The organism is Microbacterium sp. Root53, from assembly GCF_001426925.1.
Classification (GTDB): Bacteria; Actinomycetota; Actinomycetes; order Actinomycetales; family Microbacteriaceae; genus Microbacterium.
Genome location: NZ_LMFR01000005.1, coordinates 23,018 through 48,192, shown reverse-complemented (window position 1 = coordinate 48,192; position 25,175 = coordinate 23,018). Strand labels below are relative to the sequence as shown.

The 25,175-nt window shown below is 71.8% G+C and carries 22 protein-coding genes, 2 tRNA genes and 1 other RNA gene; 12 read left to right on the top strand and 13 right to left on the bottom strand.

Annotation, left to right across the window (positions count from 1 at the left end):
• The first annotated feature begins 277 nt into the window (after positions 1 to 277).
• The 4 genes from ASD19_RS03245 (at position 278) to ASD19_RS03230 (ending at position 3,760) form a co-directional block, all read left to right on the top strand.
• Positions 278 to 355, top strand: a tRNA-Ile gene (locus ASD19_RS03245).
• A 132-nt stretch (positions 356 to 487) separates the two neighbouring features.
• Positions 488 to 1,588, top strand: a complete 1,101-nt coding sequence (locus tag ASD19_RS03240) for a carboxylate-amine ligase (protein ID WP_055988725.1) — start codon at positions 488 to 490, stop codon at positions 1,586 to 1,588.
• Between the two features lie 31 nt (positions 1,589 to 1,619).
• A complete protein-coding gene (locus tag ASD19_RS03235; protein WP_055988724.1) occupies positions 1,620 to 3,116 on the top strand; it encodes a hypothetical protein in 1,497 nt (498 codons plus the stop codon).
• A 140-nt stretch (positions 3,117 to 3,256) separates the two neighbouring features.
• Entirely contained in the window at positions 3,257 to 3,760 is a 504-nt protein-coding gene (locus ASD19_RS03230; RefSeq protein WP_055988723.1) for a DUF3145 domain-containing protein, read from the top strand.
• A 144-nt stretch (positions 3,761 to 3,904) separates the two neighbouring features.
• On the opposite strand, the gene ASD19_RS03225 is transcribed toward ASD19_RS03230, so the two are convergent.
• The 6 genes from ASD19_RS03225 to aceE form a co-directional block, all read right to left on the bottom strand.
• Positions 3,905 to 5,146, bottom strand: a complete 1,242-nt coding sequence (locus tag ASD19_RS03225) for a beta-ketoacyl-[acyl-carrier-protein] synthase family protein (protein WP_055988722.1) — start codon at positions 5,144 to 5,146, stop codon at positions 3,905 to 3,907.
• Between the two features lie 76 nt (positions 5,147 to 5,222).
• A complete protein-coding gene (locus tag ASD19_RS03220) occupies positions 5,223 to 5,468 on the bottom strand; it encodes an acyl carrier protein (RefSeq protein ID WP_055988721.1) in 246 nt (81 codons plus the stop codon).
• A gap of 74 nt (positions 5,469 to 5,542) precedes the next feature.
• Positions 5,543 to 6,544, bottom strand: coding sequence for a beta-ketoacyl-ACP synthase III (locus tag ASD19_RS03215; protein ID WP_055988720.1), 1,002 nt, complete (start codon positions 6,542 to 6,544; stop codon positions 5,543 to 5,545).
• 20 nt (positions 6,545 to 6,564) lie between these two features.
• The gene (locus tag ASD19_RS03210; protein ID WP_055988719.1) at positions 6,565 to 7,476 is read right to left on the bottom strand and encodes an ACP S-malonyltransferase; all 912 of its coding nucleotides are present in this window, start codon (positions 7,474 to 7,476) and stop codon (positions 6,565 to 6,567) included.
• A gap of 85 nt (positions 7,477 to 7,561) precedes the next feature.
• Positions 7,562 to 8,785 (bottom strand): PucR family transcriptional regulator, encoded by a 1,224-nt coding sequence (locus ASD19_RS03205; protein ID WP_055988718.1) that lies wholly within the window; start codon positions 8,783 to 8,785, stop codon positions 7,562 to 7,564.
• Positions 8,786 to 8,793: 8 nt separating this feature from the next.
• Positions 8,794 to 11,520: a pyruvate dehydrogenase (acetyl-transferring), homodimeric type gene (gene aceE, locus ASD19_RS03200; protein WP_055988717.1), complete on the bottom strand. Its 2,727-nt coding sequence runs from the start codon at positions 11,518 to 11,520 to the stop codon at positions 8,794 to 8,796.
• A gap of 129 nt (positions 11,521 to 11,649) precedes the next feature.
• Here aceE and ASD19_RS03195 point away from each other — a divergent pair, with 129 nt between their 5' ends.
• From ASD19_RS03195 to ASD19_RS03175, 5 genes are all read left to right on the top strand, one after another.
• Positions 11,650 to 12,444 (top strand): MOSC domain-containing protein, encoded by a 795-nt coding sequence (locus ASD19_RS03195; protein ID WP_055988716.1) that lies wholly within the window; start codon positions 11,650 to 11,652, stop codon positions 12,442 to 12,444.
• A 48-nt stretch (positions 12,445 to 12,492) separates the two neighbouring features.
• Positions 12,493 to 12,565, top strand: a tRNA-Val gene (locus ASD19_RS03190).
• Position 12,566: 1 nt separating this feature from the next.
• Positions 12,567 to 13,334: a zinc ribbon domain-containing protein gene (locus tag ASD19_RS03185; RefSeq protein WP_055988744.1), complete on the top strand. Its 768-nt coding sequence runs from the start codon at positions 12,567 to 12,569 to the stop codon at positions 13,332 to 13,334.
• The gene (locus ASD19_RS03180; RefSeq protein ID WP_082542937.1) at positions 13,331 to 13,813 is read left to right on the top strand and encodes a reverse transcriptase-like protein; all 483 of its coding nucleotides are present in this window, start codon (positions 13,331 to 13,333) and stop codon (positions 13,811 to 13,813) included. The genes ASD19_RS03185 and ASD19_RS03180 overlap by 4 nt, the downstream gene beginning before the upstream one ends.
• Positions 13,814 to 13,832: 19 nt before the next feature.
• Positions 13,833 to 15,575: a bifunctional 3'-5' exonuclease/DNA polymerase gene (locus ASD19_RS03175; protein ID WP_055988715.1), complete on the top strand. Its 1,743-nt coding sequence runs from the start codon at positions 13,833 to 13,835 to the stop codon at positions 15,573 to 15,575.
• Between the two features lie 46 nt (positions 15,576 to 15,621).
• On the opposite strand, the gene aceB is transcribed toward ASD19_RS03175, so the two are convergent.
• Both aceB and aceA read right to left on the bottom strand, forming a co-directional pair.
• The gene (gene aceB / locus ASD19_RS03170; RefSeq protein ID WP_055988714.1) at positions 15,622 to 17,283 is read right to left on the bottom strand and encodes a malate synthase A; all 1,662 of its coding nucleotides are present in this window, start codon (positions 17,281 to 17,283) and stop codon (positions 15,622 to 15,624) included.
• Positions 17,284 to 17,332: 49 nt separating this feature from the next.
• Positions 17,333 to 18,646, bottom strand: coding sequence for an isocitrate lyase (gene aceA / locus ASD19_RS03165; RefSeq protein WP_055988713.1), 1,314 nt, complete (start codon positions 18,644 to 18,646; stop codon positions 17,333 to 17,335).
• A gap of 131 nt (positions 18,647 to 18,777) precedes the next feature.
• On the opposite strand from aceA, the gene ASD19_RS03160 reads away from it, so the two are divergent.
• Together ASD19_RS03160 and rnpB are read left to right on the top strand one after the other, a co-directional pair.
• On the top strand, positions 18,778 to 20,232 hold the full coding sequence (locus ASD19_RS03160) for an XRE family transcriptional regulator (protein ID WP_055988712.1): 1,455 nt from the start codon (positions 18,778 to 18,780) through the stop codon (positions 20,230 to 20,232).
• 42 nt (positions 20,233 to 20,274) lie between these two features.
• Positions 20,275 to 20,644: RNase P RNA component class A (rnpB, locus tag ASD19_RS03345), an RNA gene on the top strand.
• 53 nt (positions 20,645 to 20,697) lie between these two features.
• Here the strand turns inward: rnpB and ppgK are convergent.
• The 5 genes from ppgK to ASD19_RS03135 all read right to left on the bottom strand — a co-directional run bounded on the left by ppgK (position 20,698) and on the right by ASD19_RS03135 (position 24,188).
• A complete protein-coding gene (gene ppgK / locus ASD19_RS03155) occupies positions 20,698 to 21,450 on the bottom strand; it encodes a polyphosphate--glucose phosphotransferase (RefSeq protein WP_055988711.1) in 753 nt (250 codons plus the stop codon).
• A gap of 110 nt (positions 21,451 to 21,560) precedes the next feature.
• Positions 21,561 to 21,941, bottom strand: a complete 381-nt coding sequence (locus tag ASD19_RS03150) for an RNA polymerase-binding protein RbpA (protein ID WP_055988710.1) — start codon at positions 21,939 to 21,941, stop codon at positions 21,561 to 21,563.
• Positions 21,942 to 22,050: 109 nt separating this feature from the next.
• Complete coding sequence (locus ASD19_RS03145; RefSeq protein ID WP_055988709.1) at positions 22,051 to 22,824, bottom strand: glycerophosphodiester phosphodiesterase family protein; 774 nt, start codon at positions 22,822 to 22,824, stop codon at positions 22,051 to 22,053.
• Positions 22,821 to 23,717, bottom strand: a complete 897-nt coding sequence (locus ASD19_RS03140) for an SPFH domain-containing protein (RefSeq protein ID WP_055988708.1) — start codon at positions 23,715 to 23,717, stop codon at positions 22,821 to 22,823. Before ASD19_RS03140 ends, ASD19_RS03145 begins: the two co-directional genes overlap by 4 nt.
• A 3-nt stretch (positions 23,718 to 23,720) precedes the next feature.
• On the bottom strand, positions 23,721 to 24,188 hold the full coding sequence (locus ASD19_RS03135) for an NfeD family protein (protein ID WP_055988707.1): 468 nt from the start codon (positions 24,186 to 24,188) through the stop codon (positions 23,721 to 23,723).
• 176 nt (positions 24,189 to 24,364) lie between these two features.
• On the opposite strand from ASD19_RS03135, the gene ASD19_RS03130 reads away from it, so the two are divergent.
• On the top strand, positions 24,365 to 25,141 hold the full coding sequence (locus tag ASD19_RS03130) for an SDR family oxidoreductase (protein WP_055988706.1): 777 nt from the start codon (positions 24,365 to 24,367) through the stop codon (positions 25,139 to 25,141).
• The last annotated feature ends 34 nt before the right edge of the window (positions 25,142 to 25,175 follow it).

Genomic DNA, 25,175 nt, shown 5'->3' with positions numbered 1-25,175 from the left:
CTCCCGGCGCGTCTGCGAGAGTGACCGCATGGCCACGTGCGATCAATGCCGCAAGCGCTTCCCCGGACCGGGAAGAAAGACGGCCACCAGGACCCTCTGCGACGACTGCTTCGCGAGCTTCTCTGGACTCGCAGCGGGATACATGGCCGGCGGCACGGTCGAACAGGCGATCGCCACCGAGGGCTGGTTCACGAGGTCGATCGGGCGCGGGCGTCGCCGCTGACACCCCTCGGCGCGCAGGCGGTCGCGCCGCTCCGCGTTAGGCTCGTATCCACACGGGGCGGTGGCCAAGATGGTCAAGGCAGCGGGCTCATAACCCGACGATGCGTGGGTTCGAGTCCCACCCGCCCCACCACACCGCTCGGCTGTTGACCGGCAGGTTCTCGGTCCGGTTCATCCCGATGAGCGGGCCGCTGCGTCTATAGCGGAGCGCGGCCCTGCGGGGAAGAGCCTTTCGTCGGCGCCCGCGGCGTGCGCATGGTGGAGTATGCGCACGTTCGGCGTCGAGGAGGAGCTGCTGCTCGTGGATGAGCGCAGCGGGGTGCCGCGCGCGATCGCCCCCGCGATCCTCCGGAAGGCCGGCGAAGCGCCGATCCGCGGCTTCACGCTCGAGGCCGAGATGCAGCAGGAGATGATCGAGGTCATCTCGCGGCCCTGCACCGAGCGCGACGACCTCCTGCACTGCATGCGGGACGGTCGTCGCACGGCCGACGCGCTCGCCCGCGAACAGGGAGGCCGGGCGATCGCCCTGGCTGCCTCGCCGCTGAGCGTGCGCCCGCACGTCACAGTGAAGGAGCGGTACAAGGCCATCGAGGATGGCTACGCCGGCATGGCCCGCGCGACGCTCGAGTGCGGCTTCCATGTCCACACCGGCATAGACAGCCCAGATGAGGGCGTCGCGGTGCTCGACCGCATCCGCGTGTGGCTGCCCCTCTTTCTGGCGCTCTCCGCGAACTCCGCGTTCCGCGAGGGCGAGGACACGGGCTACGCGAGCTTCCGGTTCGTGGTGTGGCATCACTGGCCGACCGCGGGCCCCAACGACGTGTTCGGATCGGTCGAGGCGTACCGCGCGCTGGAGCGGGCGCTGGTCGACACGGGCGCGATCCTCGACACGGGCATGCTCTACTTCGACGCGCGCCTGTCGCACCGCCACGACACGGTCGAGACGCGCATCGCGGACGTGTGCCTCACGGCCGAGGACGGCGCCACGCTGGCCTGCCTCATCCGCGCGCTGGTCGACCACGCGGCGGACGAGTGGCGGCGCGGCGTGCCGCCGCCGGACGTGCCGACCCCGGTGATCCGGCTCGCGTCGTGGCAGGCCGCCCGGCACGGCGTGACCGACCGGCTCGTCGATCCCACGACCGGGCGTCCGTGCGCGGCACGAGACGTGATCGCGCGGATGATCGACACCGTGCGCCCCGAGCTGCGGCGCAACGGCGACGAGGATTTCGTGGAGTGCGGCGTCGCGGACATCCTGCGACGAGGCACGGGCTCGGACCGGCTGCGGGCGGTGCACCAGGAGACGGGATCCATCGACGCGGTGATCGCGGCGGCGGCCGCGGCGACGATCGGCGAATCGCGCGGTTGAGACGATCGCGCCGCGCGCGACACTCTCGGTCATGAGGACATCGCGGTTCCTGGCGGCCGCCGCCTGCGTGCTGGCCGTCGCGCTCGTCTCCGGATGCGCGAGCGGCCCCGGATCCGGTGTCCAGCGCGCGGGCGCGTCGATCATGATGGCGGCTCCGTCGAAGCCGGCGATGGGGATGGATGCGATCATCACCGGCACCCTGACCCGTCTTGACGGGGGGTGCCTGGGCCTGACAGTCGGCGGGCGCGAGACGCCGCTGCAGTTCCCGTTCGGCTCGATCCTCGCCGACGATGGCGAGAGCGTGGACGTGCCGGGGCACGGCACCGTGCGCATCGGCGATCTGATCCTCGGCGGCGGGGGTTGGGTGCCGATCCCCGATGCCCCGGAGGAGTGCGGCGTGGGAGCCGAGGGCGCGATGTGGCAGTCCGTGCTGTCCGCTCTGGAACGCGAGGCGATCTTCCAGGTCCCGGCCGTCGCCGCCGGATGGACGCAGGCCGACGACTTCCCGCTGGAACCGCGCGAGCACGCGGTCACAGCCTGGACGGGGGAGGAGCTGCTCGTGCTCGGCGGCTACGTCGGCCCGCCGTGCCCGCCGACCGCGGACTGCGTGATGGAGGGCTGGGCGGCCGACGGGACCGCGCTGAACCCCGACAGCGGGACGTGGCGAACGCTCGCGCCGGCACCGATGGAGCTCCGCGTGCCCGACGCGGCCTTCGCGGCGGGGCAGGTCTTCGTCAACGTCGGCACATCCGAGGGCTCCGCCGTGCTGGTCTACGACCTCGCCGAGGACGCTTGGACCGAGCTGCGCGACGTTCCCGACCTGCGCGGCATGATGCCGGTCGCCGACGGCGAACGGGTGCTGTTCGTCTCGCCCGACGATGAGCACGGTGAGCGCCCTGACCAGGCGTACGACCTCGATGCCCGAAGCTGGTCGGCCCTGGCGGACGACCCGTTCCCGTCGTCGTTCTCGCGGCACGCGGTCTCCACGCCCTTCGGCGTCGTGCTCTCGGGCGTCCCGATCTCGGACGTCGCCGAGAGCGCGCCAGGCTTCGAGCGTCTCGCGCTCCTCGAGCCCGGTGCCGAGGCCTGGCGCGAGCTGCCGACGACCGGGTCCATCCATCCCGAGGGCTGGGTCTGGACCGGCGAGCGGCTGGTGGATCCCGCGCTCGGCGGCTCCGACGGGGGAGAGGTGGACGGCTTCGGCGAGGTGCTGCCGTACGGCGGCGTCGTCGACCTCCCCGGAGGCGTCTGGTCCCTCCTTCCGGACCCGCCCGACGCCGAGGCGTTCTCGGGATGGCTGCACCGAGTCGAGGGCGGACGGTACTCGGTCGCCGACGGATACGTGTTCGACGACCGCCAGGGCACGTGGACGGCGCTGCCGCAGCCCGACGGCCTCCCGACCACGCCCGGCGACGCAGTGTGGGCGGGCGACCGGCTTGTGCTGCTCGGCGGCACGGACTGGGGCGGCGAGCACGGCATGGACGGCACGCGCAGCGACGCCGTGTGGATCTACACCCCGGGCGGATGACACCGCCGGAGAAGAGGAGCGAATGACACGCTTGTGATTCGAGGGCGCGCCGGTCATAATGCTGGGAGAACTGAAGAGATGTCAGCCGGATCCGCCGGTCAGGTCGTAGGGGAAGACGCACCTGACGAAACGGAGAGATCATGGCGACACCAATGGCGCGCGGAGTGGTGTACATCCACTCAGCGCCACGTGCGTTGTGCCCCCACCTGGAGTGGGCGGTCGGTCGTTCGCTCGGCCGGGCCGTGAACTTCGAGTGGGCGGATCAGCCTGTGCTGTCCGGATCACGACGCGCGGAGTTCTACTGGGAGGGCCCCGCCGGCACCGGCGCGGCCCTGGCCACGGGCATCCGCGGCTGGGAGCACCTGCGCTTCGAGGTGACAGAGGACCCCACGCCCCGCAGCGACGGCGGCCGCTGGATGCACACTCCCGACCTCGGCATCCACTACGCGCAGATGGACACCTCCGGCAATGTCGTCGTGCCCGAGGACCGGATCCGCTACGCGATGGAGCTCGCCGCGGGCGACCCGATCGAGCTGCAGCGCGAGCTCGACATCGCGCTCGGCTCCGCGTGGGACGAGGAGCTCGAGCCCTTCCGCCACGCGAGCGACGACGCGCCCGTCGTGTGGCTGCACAAGGTGGGATGAACCGCCCCTGAGACCACGGAGCGGCGTCGGTACCGGCTGTCGGTGAGCATTCCCGGCGGGTGAGAAGGCGTCACTCCGGAGACAGGAAAGAGGCCCCTGGAGAACCAGGGGCCTCTTTCGTGTGCGCCACCGGGGCGCGACGACTCAGTCGTCGTACGACGCGAACGCCGCGACGGCGTTGTGGCCGCCGAAGCCGAACGAGTTGCAGATCGCCAGCTGCGGGCCGTCGCCGAGCGGCTGCGGGCTGCTCGACGCCTTGAGCGGGATCTCCGGGTCCTGATCGACGAGGTTGATCGTCGGGGGAGCGACGCGATCGCGCAGCGCGAGGATCGTGAACACCGACTCGATCGCGCCCGTGCCGCCGAGCAGGTGGCCGGTCGACGCCTTGGTGGCAGACACGGGGATGTCGTGCACGCGGTCGCCGAAGACGGCCTGCAGGGCCTTGTACTCGGACGGGTCGCCGACCGGGGTCGACGTCGCGTGCGCGTTGATGTGGGTGACATCGTCGGCGGAGCGTCCCGCCTGCTCGAGCGCCTGGCGCACGGCACGGGCCGCGCCGGCGCCGCTCGGGTCGTTGGCGGTGATGTGGTGCGCGTCGGCTGTGACGGCCGATCCCACCAGGCGCGCATAGATCTCCGCGCCGCGGGCGACGGCGTGCTCCTCCGTCTCGAGGATGAGCACGGCCGCACCCTCGCCCATGACGAAGCCGTCGCGGTCCACGGAGAACGGCCGCGAGGCGGTCTCGGGGGAGTCGTTGCGGCGCGACAGCGCCTGCATCGACGCGAAGGACGCGATCGTGATGGGGTGGATCGCCGACTCGGCACCACCGGCGATCACCACGTCGGCGAGGCCGAGCTGCAGGTGCTCGTACGCGCTCGCGATCGACTCGACGCTCGAGGCGCAGGCCGACGCGACCGTGCGCGCGAAGGCACGTGCGTTGAAGTGAAGGGAGAGGTTTCCGGCCGCCGCGTTCGGCATGAGCATCGGCACGGTCATCGGCATGACGCGGCGCGGGCCCTTCTCGCGCAGCGTGTCCCACGCGTCCAGCAGCGTCCAGACGCCGCCGATGCCGGTCGCGAAGTCGACGCCGAGCCGCTCGGGCTCGACCTCGGGGGAGCCGGCGTCGGCCCACGCCTCCATGGCCGCGATCAGCGCGAACTGCGCGGACTTGTCCAGGCGCTTCGCGACGGGGCGCTCGAGCACCTCCTCCGGCCGGACGGACGCCTCGGCGGCGAACGTCACGGGCAGGTCGTAGGTCTTGACCCACTCGTGCTCGAGGGCGCGCGCGCCCGAGACGCCGTCGAGCAGGTTGCGCCAGTTCTCGGGGGCGGTGCCGCCCAGGGCGGAGGTCGCTCCGATGCCGGTGACCACGATGCTCTTGGTCATGCTGGTTCCTCGTACTCCGTTAGGTGATGCGGACGCGGGTGCCGCACCGCCGAGCGGCGATGCGGCACCCCACGACTCACTGGTTCGACGTGATGAAGTCGACGGCGTCCTTCACCGTCTTGAGGTTCTTGACCTCGTCGTCGGGGATCGTGACGCCGAACTTCTCCTCGGCGTTCACGACGATCGTCATCATCGAGATGGAGTCGATGTCGAGGTCGTCGGTGAACGACTTCTCGAGCGCGACCTCCTCGGCGGCGATGCCCGTCTCGTCGGTGATCAGCTCGGCCAGGCCGGCGAGGACCTCGTCGCTGGTGTATGCCATGGGGTTTCTCCTAGGGTTTCTCGGGTTATCGGACGACGGAACCGTGGTTCAGTCTAGGGTCGCGGCGCGCGCCGTCACGGGAGGACGACGACCTGCGCCGCGAAGACGAGGCCGGCGCCGAAGCCGATCTGCAGGGCGAGCCCGCCGCTGAGCTCGGGGTTCTCCTCGAGCAGCCGGTGGGTGGCGAGGGGGATCGATGCGGCCGACGTGTTGCCCGTCGTCTCGATGTCGCGCGCGATCTTGACGGTGTCCGGCAGCCCGAGCTGCTTCGCGAACTCGTCGATGATGCGCATGTTCGCCTGATGGGGGATGAACGCGGCCAGGTCCTCCGGCTGCACGCCAGCGGCCCCGAGCGCCTGCTTGGCGACCTTGGCCATCTCCCAGACGGCCCAGCGGAAGACGGTCTGGCCCTCCTGTCGGAGCGTGGGCCACTCCGACACGCCGTCGCGGAACTCCGTGAGCGTGTGGTTCATGCCCACGGCACCGGCCTTCGAGCCGTCCGAGCCCCAGATCGAGGCCGACACGCCGGGGGTGTCGCTCGGGCCGAGCAGCGCGGCGCCCGCGCCGTCGCCCAGCAGGAACGAGATGCTGCGGTCGGCCGGGTCGACGATGTCGCTGAGCTTCTCGGCGCCGACGACCAGCGCGTAGCGGGCGGCGCCCGCGCGGATGAGCGCGTCGGCCTGCGCGATGCTGTAGCAGTAGCCGGCGCACGCGGCGTTGACGTCGTATGCCGCGGCGGGGTTGGCGCCCACGCGGTCCGCGACGATCGCCGACACCGAGGGCGTCTGCTTCGGGTTGCTGATGGTCGCGACGATGACGAGGTCGACCTCGGCCGGGTCGACGCCCGCGCGCTCGATCGCCTGCTGCGCGGCCGCGCTGGCGAGGTCGATCGCGTCGGTCTCGGCGGTGGCGCGGACGCGCGTGACGATGCCGGTGCGCTGGCGGATCCACTCGTCGCTCGAGTCGATCGGTCCGATCAGGTCCTCGTTGGGCACGGCGTTCTCGCCGCGCGCGGCCCCGAGAGCGTAGATGCGGGAGTGCGGGGCCCCGACGGCCTCCTTGAGCGTGACGGTCATCCTGCGTTATCCGTTCTTCTTCAGGCCGCGAGCAGCTCGAGGGCTGCCGCGAGGTCGTCCGGCGTCTTCACGGCCACCGTGGGCACGCCACGCAGGCCGCGCTTGGCGAGCCCCGTGAGCGCGCCGGCGGGCGCGAGCTCGATCAGGCCGGTGATGCCCCGGTCCGCGAACGAGGCCATGCAGAGGTCCCAGCGCACGGGCGCCGCGACCTGGTGCACGATCAGCTCGAGCGCGCGCGGGCCGAAGCCCACCGTGCCGCCGTCGCTGTTGGTCCACAGGCGCAGGGCGGGGTCGGCGATGTCCTCGATCGCGTCGACCGCCGCCTGCAGGGCGTCCTTGGCCGGCGCCATGAAACGCGTGTGGAACGCGCCGGCAACCTGGAGCGGGATGACGCGGCTGCCGCGAGGGGCGTTCTCCGCGAGCGCCGCGAGGCCGGGCAGCTCGCCCGCCGCGACGATCTGGCCGGCGCCGTTGTAGTTCGCGGGGGTGAGGCCGTTGTCTGCGATCGCCTGGAGGACCTCGGCCTCGTCGCCGCCGACGACCGCGCTCATGCCGGTCTCGACCTGCGCCGCGGCGTCGGCCATCGCGCGGCCGCGCACGCCCACCAGTCGCATGCCGGACTCGGCATCGATCACGCCGGCGGCTACGAGCGCGGCGACCTCGCCGACCGAGTGTCCGGCGACGCCGTCCGGGCGGGCGCCGCTCGCGGTCAGCTGCTCCCACGCCAGCACGCTGGCCGCGACGATGAGCGGCTGCGCGATGCGGGTGTCGCGGATGGTGTCCGCGTCCGATTCCGTGCCGTGCGCGACGAGGTCCACGCCGGCGGCCTCGGAGAACGCGGCGAGGCGCTCGCGGGCGCCGTCCAGCTCGAGCCAGGGGGAGAGGAAGCCAGGGGTCTGCGAGCCCTGTCCAGGGCAGACGACGACGATCACCCGACCAGTCTGCCAACCTTCACGGGCGACCGCTGGCGGGGGCCTCACAAGATTCCCGCGAACAGTTGTATGTGTCGTGTAACGATCAGCGCGGGCGGCGGACCGCGGCGCGGCGCCGGCCGGCGTCGGCCGATCCGATCGACCCGAGGATCAGCGCGGTCTGCAGGATGAGCGCCTCACGCGGACCCGTGGCGTCCCATCCGATCACGTCGCTGACGCGCTTGAGGCGGTAGCGCACGGTGTTCGGGTGGACGAAGAGCTCGCGCGCCGTTGCCTCGAGCGACCGTCCGTTGTCGAGGTAGCTCCACAGCGTCGTGACGAGGTCCGTGGAGTGCGCCGCGAGCGGGCGGTAGATCCGGTCGACGAGCGTCTGCTTCGCGACCGGGTCGCCCGCGAGGGCGCGCTCGGGCAGCAGGTCGTCCGCCTCGACGGGTCGGGGCGCATGACGCCAGCCGCGCGCGACGGCAAAGCCCGCGAGCGCCGCCCGGGCGCTCTGGCTCGCGTCGACCAGCGCGGGCACGGTCGGACCCAGCACGAGGTAGCCCTCGCCGAACGACGGCTCCAGGTGCGTGGCGATCTCGCCGAACGGCATGCAGTCCGCGTCGGGCTCCTCGCCGGCGGGCTGCGCCCGGCCGATCACGACGACGAGCCGGGATCCCTGCACGCCCACCAGCACGTCCACGCCGAGCTTGCGCGCCGTGCGGCGCACCTGGTCCACGTCGAACAGCTGCGGGGCCGTGCCCACGAGCACGCAGACCTCGCCGTGGCCGTGCCACCCGAGCGCCGCGATGCGGCTCGGCAGCTCCTCATCGGCCTCGCCGGTCAGGATCGAGTCGACGACCAGAGCCTCGAGGCGCGCGTCCCACAGCCCGCGGGACTCGGCGGCGCGCGCGTACACGTCCGCCGCGGTGAACGCGACCTCGCGCGAGTACAGCAGGATCGCCTCGCGCAGGTCATCGCTCTTGGACGCGACCCGCTCCTCGACGACCTCCACCGTGATCCGGATCAGCTGCAGCGTCTGCTGGAGGCTGACGCTGCGCAGCAGCTCACGCGGCGCGGCCGCGAAGATGTCCGCCGCGATCCACGGGGTGGACGTCGGGTCGTCGTACCACTGGATGAACGACGTGATGCCCGCCTGCGCGACGAGGCCGACGGCCGATCGTCGCGCAGGCGGCATGTCGGAGTACCACGACAGCGACTGCTCGAGCCGCGTCGTGGTGGCCGTCGCCAGATCCCCGGAGATCCGGCGCAGCCATGCCAGCGTCGCGGTCTTGTCGAGCGGGGGCGTGGCGTCCTGAGCGTTCGCCACGACCGCGCTCAGCTCTCCCCGCCGGCGTTGCCGGACGTGCCGGCGTTGACGTCGTGGAGGCGGTACTTCTCGATGGCCTGGCCGATGACCGAGCGGTCGACCTTGCCCTCGTCGGCGAGACCCTGGAGCGCGCGGACCGCCATCGACGGGCCGTCGATCTTGAAGAAGCGACGGGCCGCGGCGCGGGTGTCCGAGAAGCCGAAGCCGTCGGCGCCGAGCGTCAGGTAGCGCTGCGGAACCCACGGGCGGATCTGATCCTGCACGGCGTGCATGAAGTCGCTGACCGCGATCACGGGCCCCTCGGCGCCGCGCAGCTTCTCCGTGATGTACGCGGTCTTCGGCTCGGCCTCCGGGTGCAGGAAGTTGTGCTCGTCGACCGCGAGGCCGTCGCGGCGCAGCTCGGTCCAGCTGGTGACGGACCACACGTCGGCGATCACGCCCCAGTCGTTCTTGAGCAGCTCCTGCGCCTCGAGCGCCCACGGCACGCCGACGCCCGACGCGAGCAGCTGCACGCGCGGACCGTCGCCCTGGCCCTCCGAGATGCGGTGGATGCCGCGGACGATGCCGTCGACGTCCACGTTCTCCGGCTCGGCCGGCATCACGATCGGCTCGTTGTAGACGGTGATGTAGTACATCACGTCCGGGTCCTCGTGCTGGCCGCCGTACATCCGCTCGATGCCCGAGCGCACGATGTGCGCGATCTCGTAGCCGTAGGCGGGGTCGTACGAGACCGTCGCGGGGTTGGTGGCGGCGAGCAGGTGCGAGTGGCCGTCGGCGTGCTGCAGGCCCTCGCCCGTCAGGGTGGTGCGGCCGGCCGTCGCGCCGATGATGAAGCCGCGCGCCATCTGGTCGCCGGCCGCCCACTGGGCGTCGCCCGTGCGCTGGAAGCCGAACATCGAATAGAAGATGTAGATCGGGATCAGGGGCTCGCCGTGCGTCGCGTACGACGTGCCGGTGCCCGTGAAGGCCGCGAGGGCGCCGGCCTCGTTGATGCCGACGTGGATGATCTGGCCCTGCGGGCTCTCCTTGTAGGCCAGGAGCAGCTCGCGGTCGACCGACGTGTAGTTCTGGCCGTGCGGGTTGTAGATCTTCGCGGTCGGGAAGTACGAGTCCATGCCGAACGTGCGCGCCTCGTCCGGGATGACCGGGACGATGCGGTTGCCGAAGCCGTCGACCTTGAGCAGGTCCTTCACGAGACGCACGAACGTCATCGTGGTGGCGACCTCCTGCGTGCCGGAGCCTTTCTTCAGCAGCGCGTAGTCCTTGTCCTGCGGCAGCGGGATCTGCGTGTACTTGCTGCGGCGCTCGGGCAGGAAGCCGCCCAGCTGACGACGGCGCTCCAGCATGTACTGGATCGTCTCGTCGTTCTCACCCGGGTGGTAGTACGGCGGCTGGTAGGGGTTCTCCTCCAGCTGCTTGTCGGTCACCGGGATGTGCATGGTGTCGCGGAACAGCTTGAGGTCGTCCAGCGTCATCTTCTTCATCTGGTGGGTCGCGTTGCGGCCCTCGAAGTGCGGCCCGAGGCCGTAGCCCTTGATGGTGTGGGCGAGGATGACGGTCGGCTGGCCCTTGTGCTCCATCGCGGCCTTGAACGCCGCGTACACCTTGCGGTAGTCGTGACCGCCGCGGCGCAGGCCCCAGATCTGCTCGTCCGTGTAGTCCTTGACGAGCTCGAGCGCGCGCGGGTCGCGGCCGAAGAAGTTCTCGCGCACGTAGGCGCCCGACTCGGCCTTGTAGGTCTGGAAGTCGCCGTCCGGCGTGCTGTTCATCAGGTTGAGCAGCGCGCCCTCGGTGTCGCGGGCGAGCAGGTCGTCCCACTCGCGGCCCCAGATGACCTTGATGACGTTCCAGCCGGCGCCGCGGAAGAAGCTCTCGAGCTCCTGCACGATCTTGCCGTTGCCGCGCACGGGGCCGTCGAGGCGCTGCAGGTTGCAGTTGACCACGAACGTCAGGTTGTCGAGGCCCTCGTTCGCGGCGACCTGCAGCTGGCCGCGGCTCTCGACCTCATCCATCTCGCCGTCGCCGAGGAACGCCCATACGCGGCTGTCGGAGACGTCCTTGATGCCGCGGTTGGTGAGGTACTTGTTGGTGAGCGCCTGGTAGATCGCGTTGATCGGGCCGAGGCCCATCGACACGGTCGGGAACTGCCAGAACTCCGGCATGAGGCGCGGGTGCGGGTACGACGACAGGCCGTTCGCGCCGGCCGACTTCTCCTGGCGGAAGCCGTCGAGCTGGCCCTCGGACAGGCGGCCCTCGAGGAACGCGCGGGCGTAGGTGCCGGGGGACGCGTGACCCTGGATGAAGATCTGGTCGCCGCCGGAGGGGTGGTCCTGGCCGCGGAAGAAGTGGTTGAAGCCGACCTCGTACAGCGACGCCGACGACGCGTAGGTCGAGATGTGGCCGCCGACGCCGATGCCGGGGCGCTGCGCGCGGTGCACGGTGAGGGCCGCGTTCCAGCGGATCCACGAGCGGTAGCGGCGCTCGAGCTCCTCGTCACCCGGGAACTCGGGCTCGTCCTCGGGGGCGATGGTGTTGACGTAGTCCGTGGTCGGCACCATCGGGACGCCGAGGTGCAGGTCCTTCGAGCGCTTGAGGAGGCTCAGCATGATCTCGCGACCGCGCTGGTGCCCCTTCGCGTCGACGAGCTCATCCAGTGACTGCTGCCACTCGCTGGTCTCTTCGGGATCGCTGTCGAGGGGTCCCTGCGAGTACGGATCCTGGTCGTGAACAGCCACCGGATGCCCTTTCGTCGAGCGGGGCAGGTCGTGCCTCGCGAAAACGTGCCTGCGCGTGCGCCGACGGGTCGGGTGCGCACGCGTGATCGCCCATCAGCCTAGCCCCACGCGGAGAGGCAGGATGGAAGCGTGCAATTCGTGCAGTCCCTGTACCGCCATCCTGTCAAGGGGTTCACGCCCGAGCGGCGCGAATCGCTGGTCGTCGGGCCGGACGGCCGGGTGGTGGGGGACCGCGTGCTCGCGCTCCGGTTCGCCGACGCCGCGACGCCGGAGGACCGGGACGGCCTGGACCACTGGCCCAAGAGCCGCGGCCTCGCGCTCGTGGACTTCCCCTCGCTCGCGCGCCTGCACGTGGCGTACGACGAGGAGCCGGGGCGCCTGCGGGTCGCGGACGAGGCCGACGTGCTCGCAGAGGACGTGCTGGACGAGGCGGGCCGCGAACGGATCTCGGAGGCGGTCGCCGCCTGGGTCCTGGACGGCCCGGACGCCCGTCGGCTGCGGGGCGAGGGGCGGCTCCCGCTGCGGCTGGTCGGCGACGGGGCGACGGCGCGGTTCCAGGACCGCCCGCGGGGCTTCGTGTCGCTGCACGCCGCGGCGTCGGTCGCGGCCCTGGACGCCGCGGTCGACGCGCCGGTGGACGACCGGCGGTTCCGATCCAACATCGTGATCGGCGGGACCGATGCCTGGGCGGAGCTGTCCTGGGCCGGCGGCGTCACGATCGGCGCGGTCGCCTTCCGCGTGCAGGGGCCGATCGGACGCTGCCTCGCCATCCACGCCAACCCCGACACCGGGGAGCGGGACGCGGGGCTCCTCCGGATCCTCACCCGCGAGTTCGCGCAGGCCGAGCCGACGCTCGGCATCCTGCTGCTGCCCGAGGCCGCCGGGGGCGAGATCCGCGTCGGGGATCCCGTCCGGCTCGGCTGACTCTCCTCGTCGCGGATGGCGCACGGCCGCCCCGTAGACTCGAGGAACGGGCCTTTAGCTCAGCTGGTAGAGCACCTGGTTTACACCCAGGGTGTCGTCGGTTCGATCCCGGCAGGGCCCACATGAAAGCCAACCCCTCCGCCCAGCTGCTCCTGCTCGACGTCGCCGACATCGACCGCCGCCTGGCGCAGGCCGAGCACGCGCGGAAGAACCCACCGCAGGCGGCCCGCGTGCAGGAGCTGATCGCGCAGCGCACGACGCTCGGCCGCGAGCTGGCCGCGCGCGCCGGCGCTCGCGACGACCTGCGGACCGAGCTCAAGCGCATCGAGGCCGACGTCGAGGTCGTGTCGGCGCGCCGGGCGCGCGACGCCGAGCGGCTCGCCTCGACCTCCAGCGCGAAGGACGCGCAGGGCCTCGAGCACGAGATCGCGAGCCTCGACCGCCGCCGCAGCGATCTCGAGGACGCCGAGCTGGAGCTCATGGAGAAGCTCGAGCAGGCCGAGGCCGCGCTGGCCGAGCAGCAGGCGCTCATGGACGAGACGACGTCGGAGGGCCAGCGGCTCAGCGCCGAGGCCAAGGCGCTCGTGGCGAAGGCGACGAGCGACATCGAGTCGCTCACGCGCGACCGCGCGGCCGTCGCCGGGCGCCTCCCGGCCGACCTGCTCGGGCTGTACGAGCGGATCGCGGCCCGCGGCGTCGGCGCGGCCCTGTTCACGCGCGGCATGTGCGGCGCGTGCAACATGGTGCTGCCGCCGAGCGATCTGCAGAAGCTGCGCGACACCCCCGCCGACGAGGTCGCGCACTGCCCCGAGTGCGGCACGATCGCGGTGCGGACGGCGGAGTCCGGCCTCACCCCGGGCGGCGTGCGGTTCACGGAGGGCGCCGAGTGAGCGCGGGGGCGCTCATCGTCGAGGCCGACGGCGGATCCCGCGGCAACCCCGGCGTCGCGGCGGGCGGCGCGGTCGTGATCGACCCCGCGACGGGCGAGGTCATCAGCGAACTCGGTGTCTACGTGGGCGTGGCCACCAACAACGTCGCCGAGTACAACGGCATGATCGCGGGCATCCAGGCCGCGCTCGAGCGCGACCCGAAGGCGATCCACGTGCGCATGGACTCCAAGCTGGTGGTCGAGCAGATGACCGGCCGCTGGAAGATCAAGCACCCCGACATGCAGGTGCTGGCGCGCCGCGCGCACGAGCTGATCGGCGGGCGCACCGTCACGTTCGAGTGGGTGCCGCGCAACGCGAACAAGCTCGCCGACGCGGCGGCCAACGAGTCGATGGACGCGCGCGCGAGCTTCCGCCGCGACCTCGACGCGCACTCGTCGGCGCCGGCGCCGGACGCGGTCGGCGGTGACGTCCTCTTCTGATCCGGTCGCGACCGCGTCCATGGGCGCGGACATGTCGCCGTGGGCGGATGCCGACCGGATCGCGCTGGGACGCACGCCCGGCGGGGGAGTCGTCGCGATCGCGCTGGACCGGGACCGCGAGCGCGGCCGACGGCCGCTGACCACCGCGGAGCTGCCCGCCTGGGTCGCCGAGCGCGAGTCGGAGGCGTCCGCCTCGGGGCGAGGGGTGCGCTGGGTCTGGTCAAGCACCGCCGCGTGGTACCCCGCACTGCTCGCGGCCGGCGTGCGCGTCGGGCGCTGCCACGACCTGCGCCTGTGTCACGCGATCCTCCGCGACGCGGTCCCCGGCGCGGCGGAGCTGCGGGCCGCGACGGCCTGGGATGCACCCGACGACGCGACGGCGGACCGCGCGGAGGCCCTCTTCGACCTCGATGCGGGGCCGTCGGCGCCGCGTCGGGACGACCTGCGCGAGATCGTGGCGGAGCTCGCGCGCCAGGATGACGCCGCGGCGCGCGCCGCGGATCCCGGGCGGATGCGCCTCCTGCTGGCCGCGGAGTCGGCCGGTGCTCTGGTCGCCTGCGAGATGCGCGTGGCCGGCGTTCCCTGGGACGCGGAGCACCACGCCGCCATCCTCGCCGACGTGCTGGGCCCCCGCCGGGTGGGCGGCGTCCCCGAGCGGATGGCGCGTCTCGCGGCGGAGGTGCGGGAGGCCCTGGACGACCCGACGGTCTCGATCGATTCCCCGCCGCGCCTGCTGAAGTCGCTGCACGACGCGGGGATCCTCGTGGAGTCCACGAGCAAGTGGGAGCTCGGCCAGATCGATCACCCCGCCATCCCGCCCCTGCTCGAGTACAAGCGCCTCGCGCGCCTGCTCACGGCGAACGGGTGGGCGTGGCTCGACGAGTGGGTGCACGACGGGCGCTTCCGCCCCGTCTACGTGCCCGGCGGCGTCGTCACCGGGCGCTGGGCGTCGTCCGGCGGCGGCGCGCTGCAGCTCCCGCGCCAGCTGCGCGGGGCGCTGCGGGCGGATCCGGGCTGGCGCATCGTCGGGGCGGACGTCGCGCAGCTCGAGCCGCGCGTGCTCGCCGCCATGGCGCGAGACGAGCGGATGGCCGACGCCGCACGAGGCCGCGACCTCTACGAGGGCATCGTCGCGAGCGGGGCGGTCGCGACGCGCGCCGAGGCGAAGATCGCGGTGCTGGGCGCGATGTACGGCGCGACGACCGGCGACTCCGGTCGCCTCGTGCCTCGGCTGCGCAAGGTCTTCCCGCAGGCGATGGGGCTGGTCGACGCCGCCGCGCGCATGGGGGAGGAGGGCGGCGTGGTCGCCACCTGGCTCGGCCGCACCTCGCCACCGCCCGAGGCGGCGTGGCGCGCGGCCCAGGAGCGGGCGTCCGGGCCCGCCGCATCCGCCGCCGACGAGAGCCGCGCCCGTCGCATCGCGCGCGACCGCGGCCGGTTCACGCGGAACTTCGTGGTGCAGGGGACCGCGGCGGAGTGGGCGCTCGCGTGGCTCGCCGACCTGCGCCTGCGCCTCGCGCAGCTGCCCCCGGTCGCGGCCGATCGGGCGGCGCCGCGGTCCGGGCCGGCGTTCGCCCGGCGCGCGCACATCGCCTTCTTCCTCCACGACGAGGTCCTCGTGCACGCGCCGGCCGAGCAGGCGGAGGAGGCGGCCGAGGCCATGCGCGCCTCGGCCGCCTCGGCCGGCCGCCTCCTGTTCGGGACCTTCCCCGTGGACTTCCGGCTGGACCTGCGGATCTCCGGCAGCGCCGCGAAGGACTGACGCCACCGGGGCCGCCCGAGCGAGACGGGCGGCCCCGGTTGCCGATTCAGCGGTCGAGCTCGACCAGGTGCTCGGCGTACGCCTTCACGGTGAGGAAGGCCGGGAACGTCTCGCTCAGTGCGACGTCGCGGAACACCGCGGCGGCCTCGTCGAAGCGGTCGCCGTCGTGGCGCGGCGAGGCGGCGAGCACTTCGTCGACCAGGCGTGACACGTGCTCGCGCGTGATGGGCGTGCCCTCTTCGGTGCTGCGCTCCTGCCGGATCCACTGCCAGACCTGCGACCGCGAGATCTCGGCCGTCGCCGCGTCCTCCATGAGCCCGTCGATCGCGACGGCCCCGATGCCGCGCAGCCACGCCTCGATGTACCGGATCGCCACCGAGACGTTGCCGCGCACGCCCTCGTCCGTGATGGGACGACCGATCCACAGATCGAGCAGCTGGCGGGGGAACACGGTGACGTCGTCGCGCGTGCGCTCCAGCTGGTTCGGCCGGTCGCCGAGCACGGCGTCGAACTCGGCGCGGGCGACAGGGATGAGGTCGGGATGCGCGACCCAGGTGCCGTCGAAGCCGTCGCCGGCCTCCCGGCGCTTGTCGGCGGCCACCTTCTCGAGAGCGCGCGCGTTGATCTCGGCGTCGTGCCGGCTCGGGATGAACGCGCTCATGCCGCCGATGGCGTACGCGCCGCGCCGATGCGCCGTCTTGACCAGCAGCTCGGTGTAGGCGCGCATGAACCCCACGGTCATCGTGACCTCGTTGCGGTCCGGCAGCACGAACCGTGCGCCACGGCCCCGGTAGGTCTTGATCGCCGAGAAGATGTAGTCCCATCGCCCGGCGTTCAGGCCCGCCGCGTGGTGGCGCAGCTCGTACAGGATCTCCTCCATCTCGAACGCCGCGGGGAGCGTCTCGATCAGCACCGTCGCGCGGATGGTGCCGCGGGGGATGCCGACGTACTGCTCCGCGAAGCTGAACACGTCGTCCCAGAGGCGGGCCTCCTCGGCCGACTCCAGTTTCGGCAGGTAGAAGTAGGGCCCCGCGCCGCGGGCGATGAGCTCCTCGGCGTTGTGGAAGAAGTAGAGCCCGAAGTCCACGAGCGAGCCGGATGCCGGGCGGTTGCGGCCGTGACGGTCGGTGAACCGCAGGTGGTGCTCCTCGAGGTGCCAGCCGCGGGGGCGCATCACGATGGTGGGCGTGCGTGCCGCCGTGACCTCGTAGCGCTTGCCCTCCGGGGTCGTGTGGATGAGCCGCCCGCGGATGGCGTCGCGCAGCGACAGCTGTCCGCCGATCACGTTCCGCCAGGTGGGGCTGGTGGCGTCCTCCTGGTCGGCGAGCCACACGTCGGCGCCGGAGTTGAGCGCGTTGACGGTCATCCGGGGATCGGTCGGACCCGTGATCTCGACGCGCCGGTTCTCCAGTCCGGGGCCGGGCCCGGCGACGCGCCAGCCGTCGTCGTCCCGGATGCGCGCGGTGTCGTCGCGGAACCGCAGATCCCGGCCGGTGCCGATCTCATAGCCACGACGCAGACGATCGGCGAGCCGGGCGTACCGCGCGGCGGCGAACAGCTCGTGGAGCTGCGCCAGGAACGCGAGCGCTTCCGGCGTGAGGATCTCCTCGAACCGGGGGTGGATGGCGCCCACCACCTCGATGGAAGGAGCGGTGGGTTCGGGCGTGGGGAAGTCCGTCCTCGTCGGGGCGGTGTCGATGATGGTCATGCTGCTCTCCTTGCGCTGGAGTGAATGCGGTGGCGCGCGGGGTGGGCGCTCAATGGAACTGCTCGGACTCGGTGGAGCCCACGAGGGCGAGGGTGGCGCTGTCGGGGTTGAGCGCCGTGGAGACGTGGTCGAAGTAGCCGGTGCCCACCTCGCGCTGATGCTTCGTCGCGGTGTACCCGTCCTTCTCGGCGGCGAACTCCGCCTCCTGCAGGTCGACGTACGCCGTCATGGCGTTCTCGGCGTAGCCGCGCGCGAGCTGGAACATCGAGTGGTTCAGAGCGTGGAACCCCGCGAGGGTGATGAACTGGAACCGGTAGCCCAGCGCGGCGAGCTCGTCCTGGAACGAGGCGATCTCGGCGTCCGAGAGCGCCCGCCGCCAGTTGAAGCTGGGCGAGCAGTTGTAGGCGAGCATCTTGCCCGGGTGCTCCGCGTGGATCGCTGCGGCGAACTCTCGGGCGAGCTCCACGTCGGGCGTGCCGGTCTCCACCCACAGCAGGTCGGCGTACGGCGCGTACGCCAGGCCGCGGGAGATGACCGGCTCGATGCCGTTCCGCACGCGGTAGAACCCCTCGCTCGTGCGCCCGCCGGTCAGGAACGGGCGGTCGCGCTCGTCGACGTCGCTGGTCAGCAGATCGGCCGCCAGGGCGTCGGTGCGGGCGATCTGGATGGTCGGGACGCCCGCGACGTCGGCAGCGAGGCGCGCGGCGTTGAGGGTGCGGATGTGCTGCTGCGTCGGCACGAGCACCTTGCCGCCGAGGTGGCCGCACTTCTTCTCGCTCGCGAGCTGGTCCTCCCAGTGGATGCCGGCGGCGCCGGCCTGGATCATCGCGTGCGCCAGCTCATAGGCGTTGAGCGGACCGCCGAACCCGGCCTCCGCGTCCGCGACGATCGGTGCCATCCAGTCGCGCGTCGTGCCGCCCTCGGCGTGCTCGAGCTGATCCTGGCGCAGCAGCGCATTGTTGATGCGGCGCACCACAGCCGGAACGGAGTTGGCCGGGTACAGCGACTGGTCGGGGTAGGTCTGGCCCGACAGGTTGGCGTCGGCCGCGACCTGCCAGCCGGAGAGATAGATGGCCTTCAGACCGGCGCGGACCTGCTGGACCGCCTGGTTCCCGGTCATCGCGCCGAGGGCGCGCACCGGCTCGGCGTCGGCCAGGCGCTGCCAGAGGGTCTGCGCGCCCCGCCGGGCGAGCGTCGCGTCCTCGCGGACCGTTCCGCGCAGCCGGATGACGTCCTCGGCCGTGTAGTCGCGCGCGATCCCGCTCCAGCGCGGGTCGGCGCTCCACTCCAGGCGCAGGTCGTCCGCGGTCTGCGTCTGATCGCCGGGGCGGGCGGGCATGGGGTGCTGATCGAGAGTGCTCATCGTCGTGCTCCTCGTCTCGGGGGACTTCTTGAGGTCCACGATCTGTGAAGAGAAGCGCGCGTAGACCAAGTTCGCCGGGAGAAGATCGCCAGATCTTCTGTTCTGCGGACGTTCTGTGGCATGATCCCGGCATGACCACGGCGGAACTTCTCGACGAAGACGGTCCCGATGCTCTCGCGGTGGGGCGCCGCATCCGGCAGCTCCGCGCCGAGCGCGGCATGACCCTGGATGCCCTCGCGGCGGCGGTCGGGCGTGCGCCGAGCCAGCTGTCGATGCTCGAGAACGGGCGCCGGGAGCCGCGCCTGTCGATGCTGCGGGCGATCGCGAAGGCGCTGGGCACCGGGCTGGACGCCCTGCTCGAGACCGAAGCGCTGGACGAGCGCGCGGGCTTGGAGCTGGCGGTCGAGCGCGCGCTGCGCTCTCCCCGGCTGCAGTCGCTGGGGCTGGAGCCGTTCCGGATCTCCAAGTCCGTGCCGGATCACGCGCTCCGGGCGATCCTGTCGCTCGCGGCCGAGGTCGACCGGCTCCACGACGAGCGCGCCGCGACACCGGAGCAGGCGCGGCGGGCGAACCTCGAGCTGCGCAGGCTCATGCGACGCCAGCACAACTACTTCGCCGAGCTCGAGCAGCACGCGCGCGACCTGCTCGCGGCGGTCGGGCACCCCGGTGGGCCGCTGACTCAGCGTGCCGCGAGCGACATCGCGGCCCATCTGGGATTCACGCTGCACTACGCACCGGACCTCCCGCAGACCACGCGAAGCGTCGCGGACCTGCGCCACCGGAGGATCTACCTGCCGGAGCGGGTGAGCGGCGATCCGCGCACCGCCGTCCTGCAGGCGCTCGCCAGCCGTGTGCTGGGGCATGCGGAGCCCGCCGACTACACGGAGTTCCTGCGTCAGCGGGTGGAGCAGAACTACCTCGCAGGGGCTCTGCTGATCCCGGAGGATCACGCGGTTCCGTTCCTGCGCGAGGCGAAGGCGCGGCGAGCGATCTCGATCGAGGATCTGCGAGACGCGTACGCCGTCTCGTACGAGAGCGCCGCGCACCGGTTCACCAACCTCGCGACGCGCCACCTGGACATCGCCGTGCACTTCCTCAAGGTGCACGAGTCGGGGACGATCACGAAGGCCTACGAGAACGACGACGTGAACTTCCCGACCGATCGGCTGGGGTCGATCGAGGGTCAGCTGTGCTGCCGCCGGTGGACGAGCCGGGTCGTGTTCGACATCGACGACCGGTTCAACCCCTACTACCAGTACACCGACACGGGAAACGGCACCTACTGGTGCACCGCGCGCGTCGAGCACTCGAGTCAGGGGGCCCACTCGGTCAGCGTGGGCGTGCGCTTCGACGACACGAAGTGGTTCGTGGGGCGCGACACGCCCCATCGCGGCGTGTCGAGGCACGCGGTGGAGACGTGCTGCCGACGCCCGCCGGCGGAGCTCGAGGCAGCCTGGCGCGACAGGGCCTGGCCCAACGCGGCCACGCCCCGCACTCTCCTCGCCACGCTCCCGACGGGCTCGTTCCCCGGGGTCGACACCACCGAGGTGTATGCGTTCCTTCAGGCGCACGCCCCCAGGGCCTGACGCGGCGCTCACAGGCGCGACGCCTACACTGGAACGTGCGAATGGGTCGGCCGGACGGCCGCGTCGCGGGCGGTCCGCCGCCGCGCGCCGAGGAACGTCCGGGCTCCACAGGGCAGGGCGGTGGGTAACACCCACCCGGAGTGATCCGCGAGACAGTGCCACAGAAAGCAGACCGCCAGGACCTCGTCCTGGTAAGGGTGAAACGGCGGTGTAAGAGACCACCAGGGGTCGCGGTGACGCGATCCGCTCGGTAAACCTCGCCCGGAGCAAGACCAGACAGAGGATGTTGACGCGGCCCGCCGAGTCCTCGGGTAGGTCGCTGGAGCGTCACGGCAACGTGTCGCCGAGAGAGATGGCCGTCAAGGGGGCGCGAGCCCCTGAACAGAACCCGGCGTACAGGCCGGCCCATTCGTCCCATGCAGAAGCGCCCGGATCCGTGAAGGATCCGGGCGCTTCTGTCTCAGGTCAGAGGGCCAGGGAGGCGGCGCCGATGATGCCGGCGTTGTTCAGGTGCGTCGCCGTGCGCATGGGCGCGCGCGTCTTCAGCAGCGGCATGAACTTCTCGGGGTTCTTGGACACGCCGCCGCCGACGAGGATCAGGTCGGGGGAGAACAGGAACTCGACGTGGTCGTAGAACTCCTGCAGGCGACCGGCCCAGTCCTCCCAGGACAGGTCCTCGCGCTCGCGCGCGGTCGGCGCCGCGTAGGCCTCGATCTTCTCGCCGTTCCACTGCAGGTGCCCGAGCTCGGTGTTCGGCACGAGGGCACCCTCGAACAGGAACGCGGAGCCGATGCCGGTGCCGAGCGTCGTCAGGATCGTGAGGCCCGGCTGGTCCTTGGCCCCGCCGAAGCGCAGCTCGGCCAGGCCCGCCGCGTCCGCGTCGTTCACGAAATGGATGCTGCGGCCGAGGCCCTCCTCGAAGAACTTCTCGGCCTCGAAGTCGATCCACTTCTTCGACACGTTCGACGCCGACATGGTGCGGCCGTGCTTCACGATCGTCGGGAAGCAGATGCCGACCGGGAGCTCCTCGGCGTCGGGGCCGAGCAGCTCGATGAGCTCCGTGACGGTCGCCAGGACGTCCTTCGGCTTCGCGCCCTTGGGAGTGGGGATGCGGACCCGGTCGCTGACAAGCTCGCCCTTGCCGAGGTCCACGATGCCGGCCTTCATGCCGGTGCCGCCGATGTCGATGCCGACGGCTCGATCCACGCTGTTCGCCATGCGCTCAGCCTATTGGAGCGGCGAGCACGCCGATGACGCATGACGTCCCGCGACGGCGGGCACACGAAAGACGCCGGCCACGCGGGCCGGCGTCGTCGTGGGGGAGTCGGTCAGGCCGACTTGGCGCGCGTGGGGTCCTCGCCCGCGCCGCGGCGCGCGCGGATGAACTCCAGACGCTCCGCCAGGATCTCCTCGAGCTCCGGGATGGTGCGGCGCTCCAGGAGCATGTCCCAGTGCGTGCGGGGCGCCTTGTCGCCGCTGTGGTCGACCTCGACCGTGCTGCCGTCGACCTTCAGAAGCGCCTCGCCGCCGCAGCCGCGGCACTCCCACGTCTCGGGGGCCTCGGCGTCGGCCGCGAACGTCAGGGTGGTGTCGCGGTCGCAGGCAGCACAGTGGTACGTGTACTGGGTCCGCTCCATGAAAACGACGCCCTCTTCGCTCTGGAGGCTCTGGGCGCCGAGTCGGATTCCGCGAAGGCTGCGATCTGCCATTGTGTGGTCCTCTCGTCGGTGACAGGTATAACGTCCCCGCCTGTGCACATCATCCGAAGCGGACGCCGCCATCCGCCTTTCCCAGCGGAATCCCAGCGGGATGGCGCGGTCAGCGCGCGAGCGTCTCGAGGGCGACGTCGGCGACGTCCGTGACGATCCCGTCCACGCCCATCGCGACCAGCTCGCGCATGCGCTCGGGGTCGTTCACGGTCCAGACGTGGACCTCCACGCCGTTCTCGTGCGCCCACGCGATGAGGCGCGGCGTCAGGACGCGGACCGCGCCCCGGCGCTCGGGGATCTGCAAGGCGTCGAGGCCGCGCAGCAGCCGGGTCGCGAGCGGCTTGAGGCGCAGGGCGACCGCCGTCACGAGGAGGGCGACCGTGCCCGTGCCGGGGGAGGTGGCGGGCAGTGCGGGCGCCGCCGCGGCGAGGGCCGCACGGCGGCGCGCATCCGAGAAGCTCGTGACGAGCACCCGATCGGCGTGCTCGGCGATCATCCGTCCGAGCGGCACGGCCGCCGCCGGCGCCTTCACGTCGAGGTTGAAGCGCGTCGTCGGGAACGCCTCGAGCGTCTGCGCGAGGGTCGCGAGCCCGCCGCGGTCGGCCATCAGCAGCTCGAGCTCGCGCAGCGTCACGTCCGCGAGCGGCCGCGGGTCGCCGGTCACGCGTTCGAGCGTGTCGTCGTGGAAGAGCACGACATGGCCGTCGGCCGTGAGGTGGCAGTCGGACTCGACGTAGTCGGCCCCTGCGGCGTGCGCGGCGGCGATCGCCGCGAAGGAGTTCTCGACCACGAACTCGTCGTCGTGCAGAGGTCCGCGGTGGACCAGGCCCCGATGGGCGAGGACGCGCGGGTGGGCCGTGCCCACCAGGTACGGGTGCGTCACGCCCTGTCGGCGGGGCGCGCGAAGCCGCCCGCGATGCCCTTGAGCGCCTCGGTGAGCTCGCTGGGGATGAGCCAGAGCTTGCTCGCCTCGCCCTCGGCGATCTTCGGCAGCGCCTGCAGGTACTGGTAGGCGAGCAGCTTGTCGTCCGGCGCTCCGGCGTGGATGGCGTGGAACACGGTCTGGATCGCCTGCGACTCGCCCTCGGCGCGCAGGACCTGGGCCTGCTTGTCGCCCTCGGCCTTGAGGATCTCGGCCTGCCGTGCGCCCTCGGCGACGAGGATCTGCGACTGCTTGTGCCCCTCGGCGGTCAGGATCGCGGCGCGGCGGTCGCGCTCGGCGCGCATCTGCTTCTCCATCGCGTCCTGGAGCGTCGCGGGCGGATCGATCGCCTTGAGCTCCACGCGGCCGACCTTGATGCCCCACTGCCCGGTCGCCTCGTCGAGCGTCGCGCTGAGCTTGGCGTTGATGACGTCGCGGCTGACCAGCGCCTCCTCGAGGTTCAGCCCGCCGACGACGTTGCGCAGCGTCGTGATCGACAGCTGCTCGACCGCGCCGAGGTAGTTGGCGATCTCGTACGTCGCCGCGCGAGGATCGGTGACGCGGAAGTACACGACCACGTCGACCGCGACCGACAGGTTGTCCTCGGTGATGACCTGCTGCGGCGGGAACGACACGACCTGCTCGCGCAGGTCGACCCGGGCCCGCGGCCGGTCGATGATCGGGAAGAGGAGGTGAGGGCCGCCGAACAGCGTCCGGTGGTAGCGCCCGAGCCGTTCGATGATGAACGCCTCGCTCTGCGGGACGATGCGGATCGCCTGCACCAGGATCGTGATGACGACGACCACCACCGCGGCGGCGAGGATCCACAGCAGGACCGTTCCGATGAGCTCCATGATTCAGGCCTCCTGTGCGGGGGTGGGCGCGGGTGCCACGACGGCGGTGGCGCCCTGGATCGACTCGACGACGATCGGGGTCTGCGGCGGCAGGTCGGCGCCCTCGCGCACGCGAGCCGACCAGGAGTCGCCGTTGACCAGCTTCACGCGGCCGGAGAGCGCCGTGACGGTCTCGGTCACCACGCCGCGGCGACCGACCAGCGCGTCGACGTTGAACTTCTGCGGGTCGGAGCCCTTGCGCAGGCGGCGCAGGAGCGGGGGCCGCAGCAGGAGGAGGAAGGCGACCGCGGCTACGGCCGCGATGATCACCTGCAGCCACAGCGGAGCATCGGCGAACGCCGCGATCATGCCGGCCGTGGATCCGAGGCCCAGCATGAGGAACGTCAGCTCGCCCGACATGATCTCGATCGCCAGGAACAGGGCGATCAGCGCCACCCAGCCGACCCAGGCCCACTGCTCGATGAACTCCATGCGGCCCTCCTTTTCCGCACCATACCAGCGCCGTGCGACGCGGGCATGGACAACGGCGCGCCCACGACATTGGAGGCTCGGCACACAGGCGCGCGCGACCGCGTTGGTACTGTCGAACAGACCCGGGCGCGCATCGCCGCGCCCATCCGGATCCCGCTCGAACCCCAGGAGTCCCCGTGACCGACGCCCCGTCGCAGCCCATCGCCCCCGGCACCCTGACCGGCAAGGTCGCGCTCGTGACCGGCTCGTCCCGCGGCATCGGCGCCGACACCGTGCGCTACTTCGCCCAGGCCGGTGCGGACGTCGTCATCAACTACCGCAACAAGGCCCCTCGCGCCGAGAAGCTGGCGAACGAGGTGCGCGAGCTGGGCGTGAAGGCGCTCGTGGTCGGCGCCGACCTCACGGACACGTCCACCGTGCAGGCGATGTTCGAGGCGGTCCAGGAGGAGTTCGGCGGCCTCGACATCCTCGTGCTGAACGCCTCGGGCGGCATGGAGTCCGGTATGGAGGAGGACTACGCCCTGAAGCTCAACCGCGACGCGCAGGTGGGCGCGCTGCAGGCGGCGCTGCCGCTGCTGCGCGAGGGTTCGCGCGTGGTCTTCGTCACGAGCCACCAGGCGCACTTCATCCGCACCACGCCGACCATGCCGGAGTACGAGCCGGTCGCGCTCTCCAAGCGGGCCGGCGAGGACGCGCTGCGCGAGCTCATCCCGTCGCTCGAGGAGAAGGGCATCGGCTTCACCGTGGTCTCGGGCGACATGATCGAGGGCACCATCACGGCGACCCTGCTCGAGCGCGCCAACCCCGGCGCGATCGCCCAGCGCCGCGAGTCGGCCGGCAAGCTGTACAACGTGTCGGAGTTCGCGGCCGAGGTGGCCCGCGCGGCCGTGGACCCCGTGCCCGCCGACAACACGCGCCTCGTCGGCGACGTGAGCGCCTTCGCGGGCGAGTAACGGGCGGCGGTCGCGGCCGCGGCGAGGTCCGCGG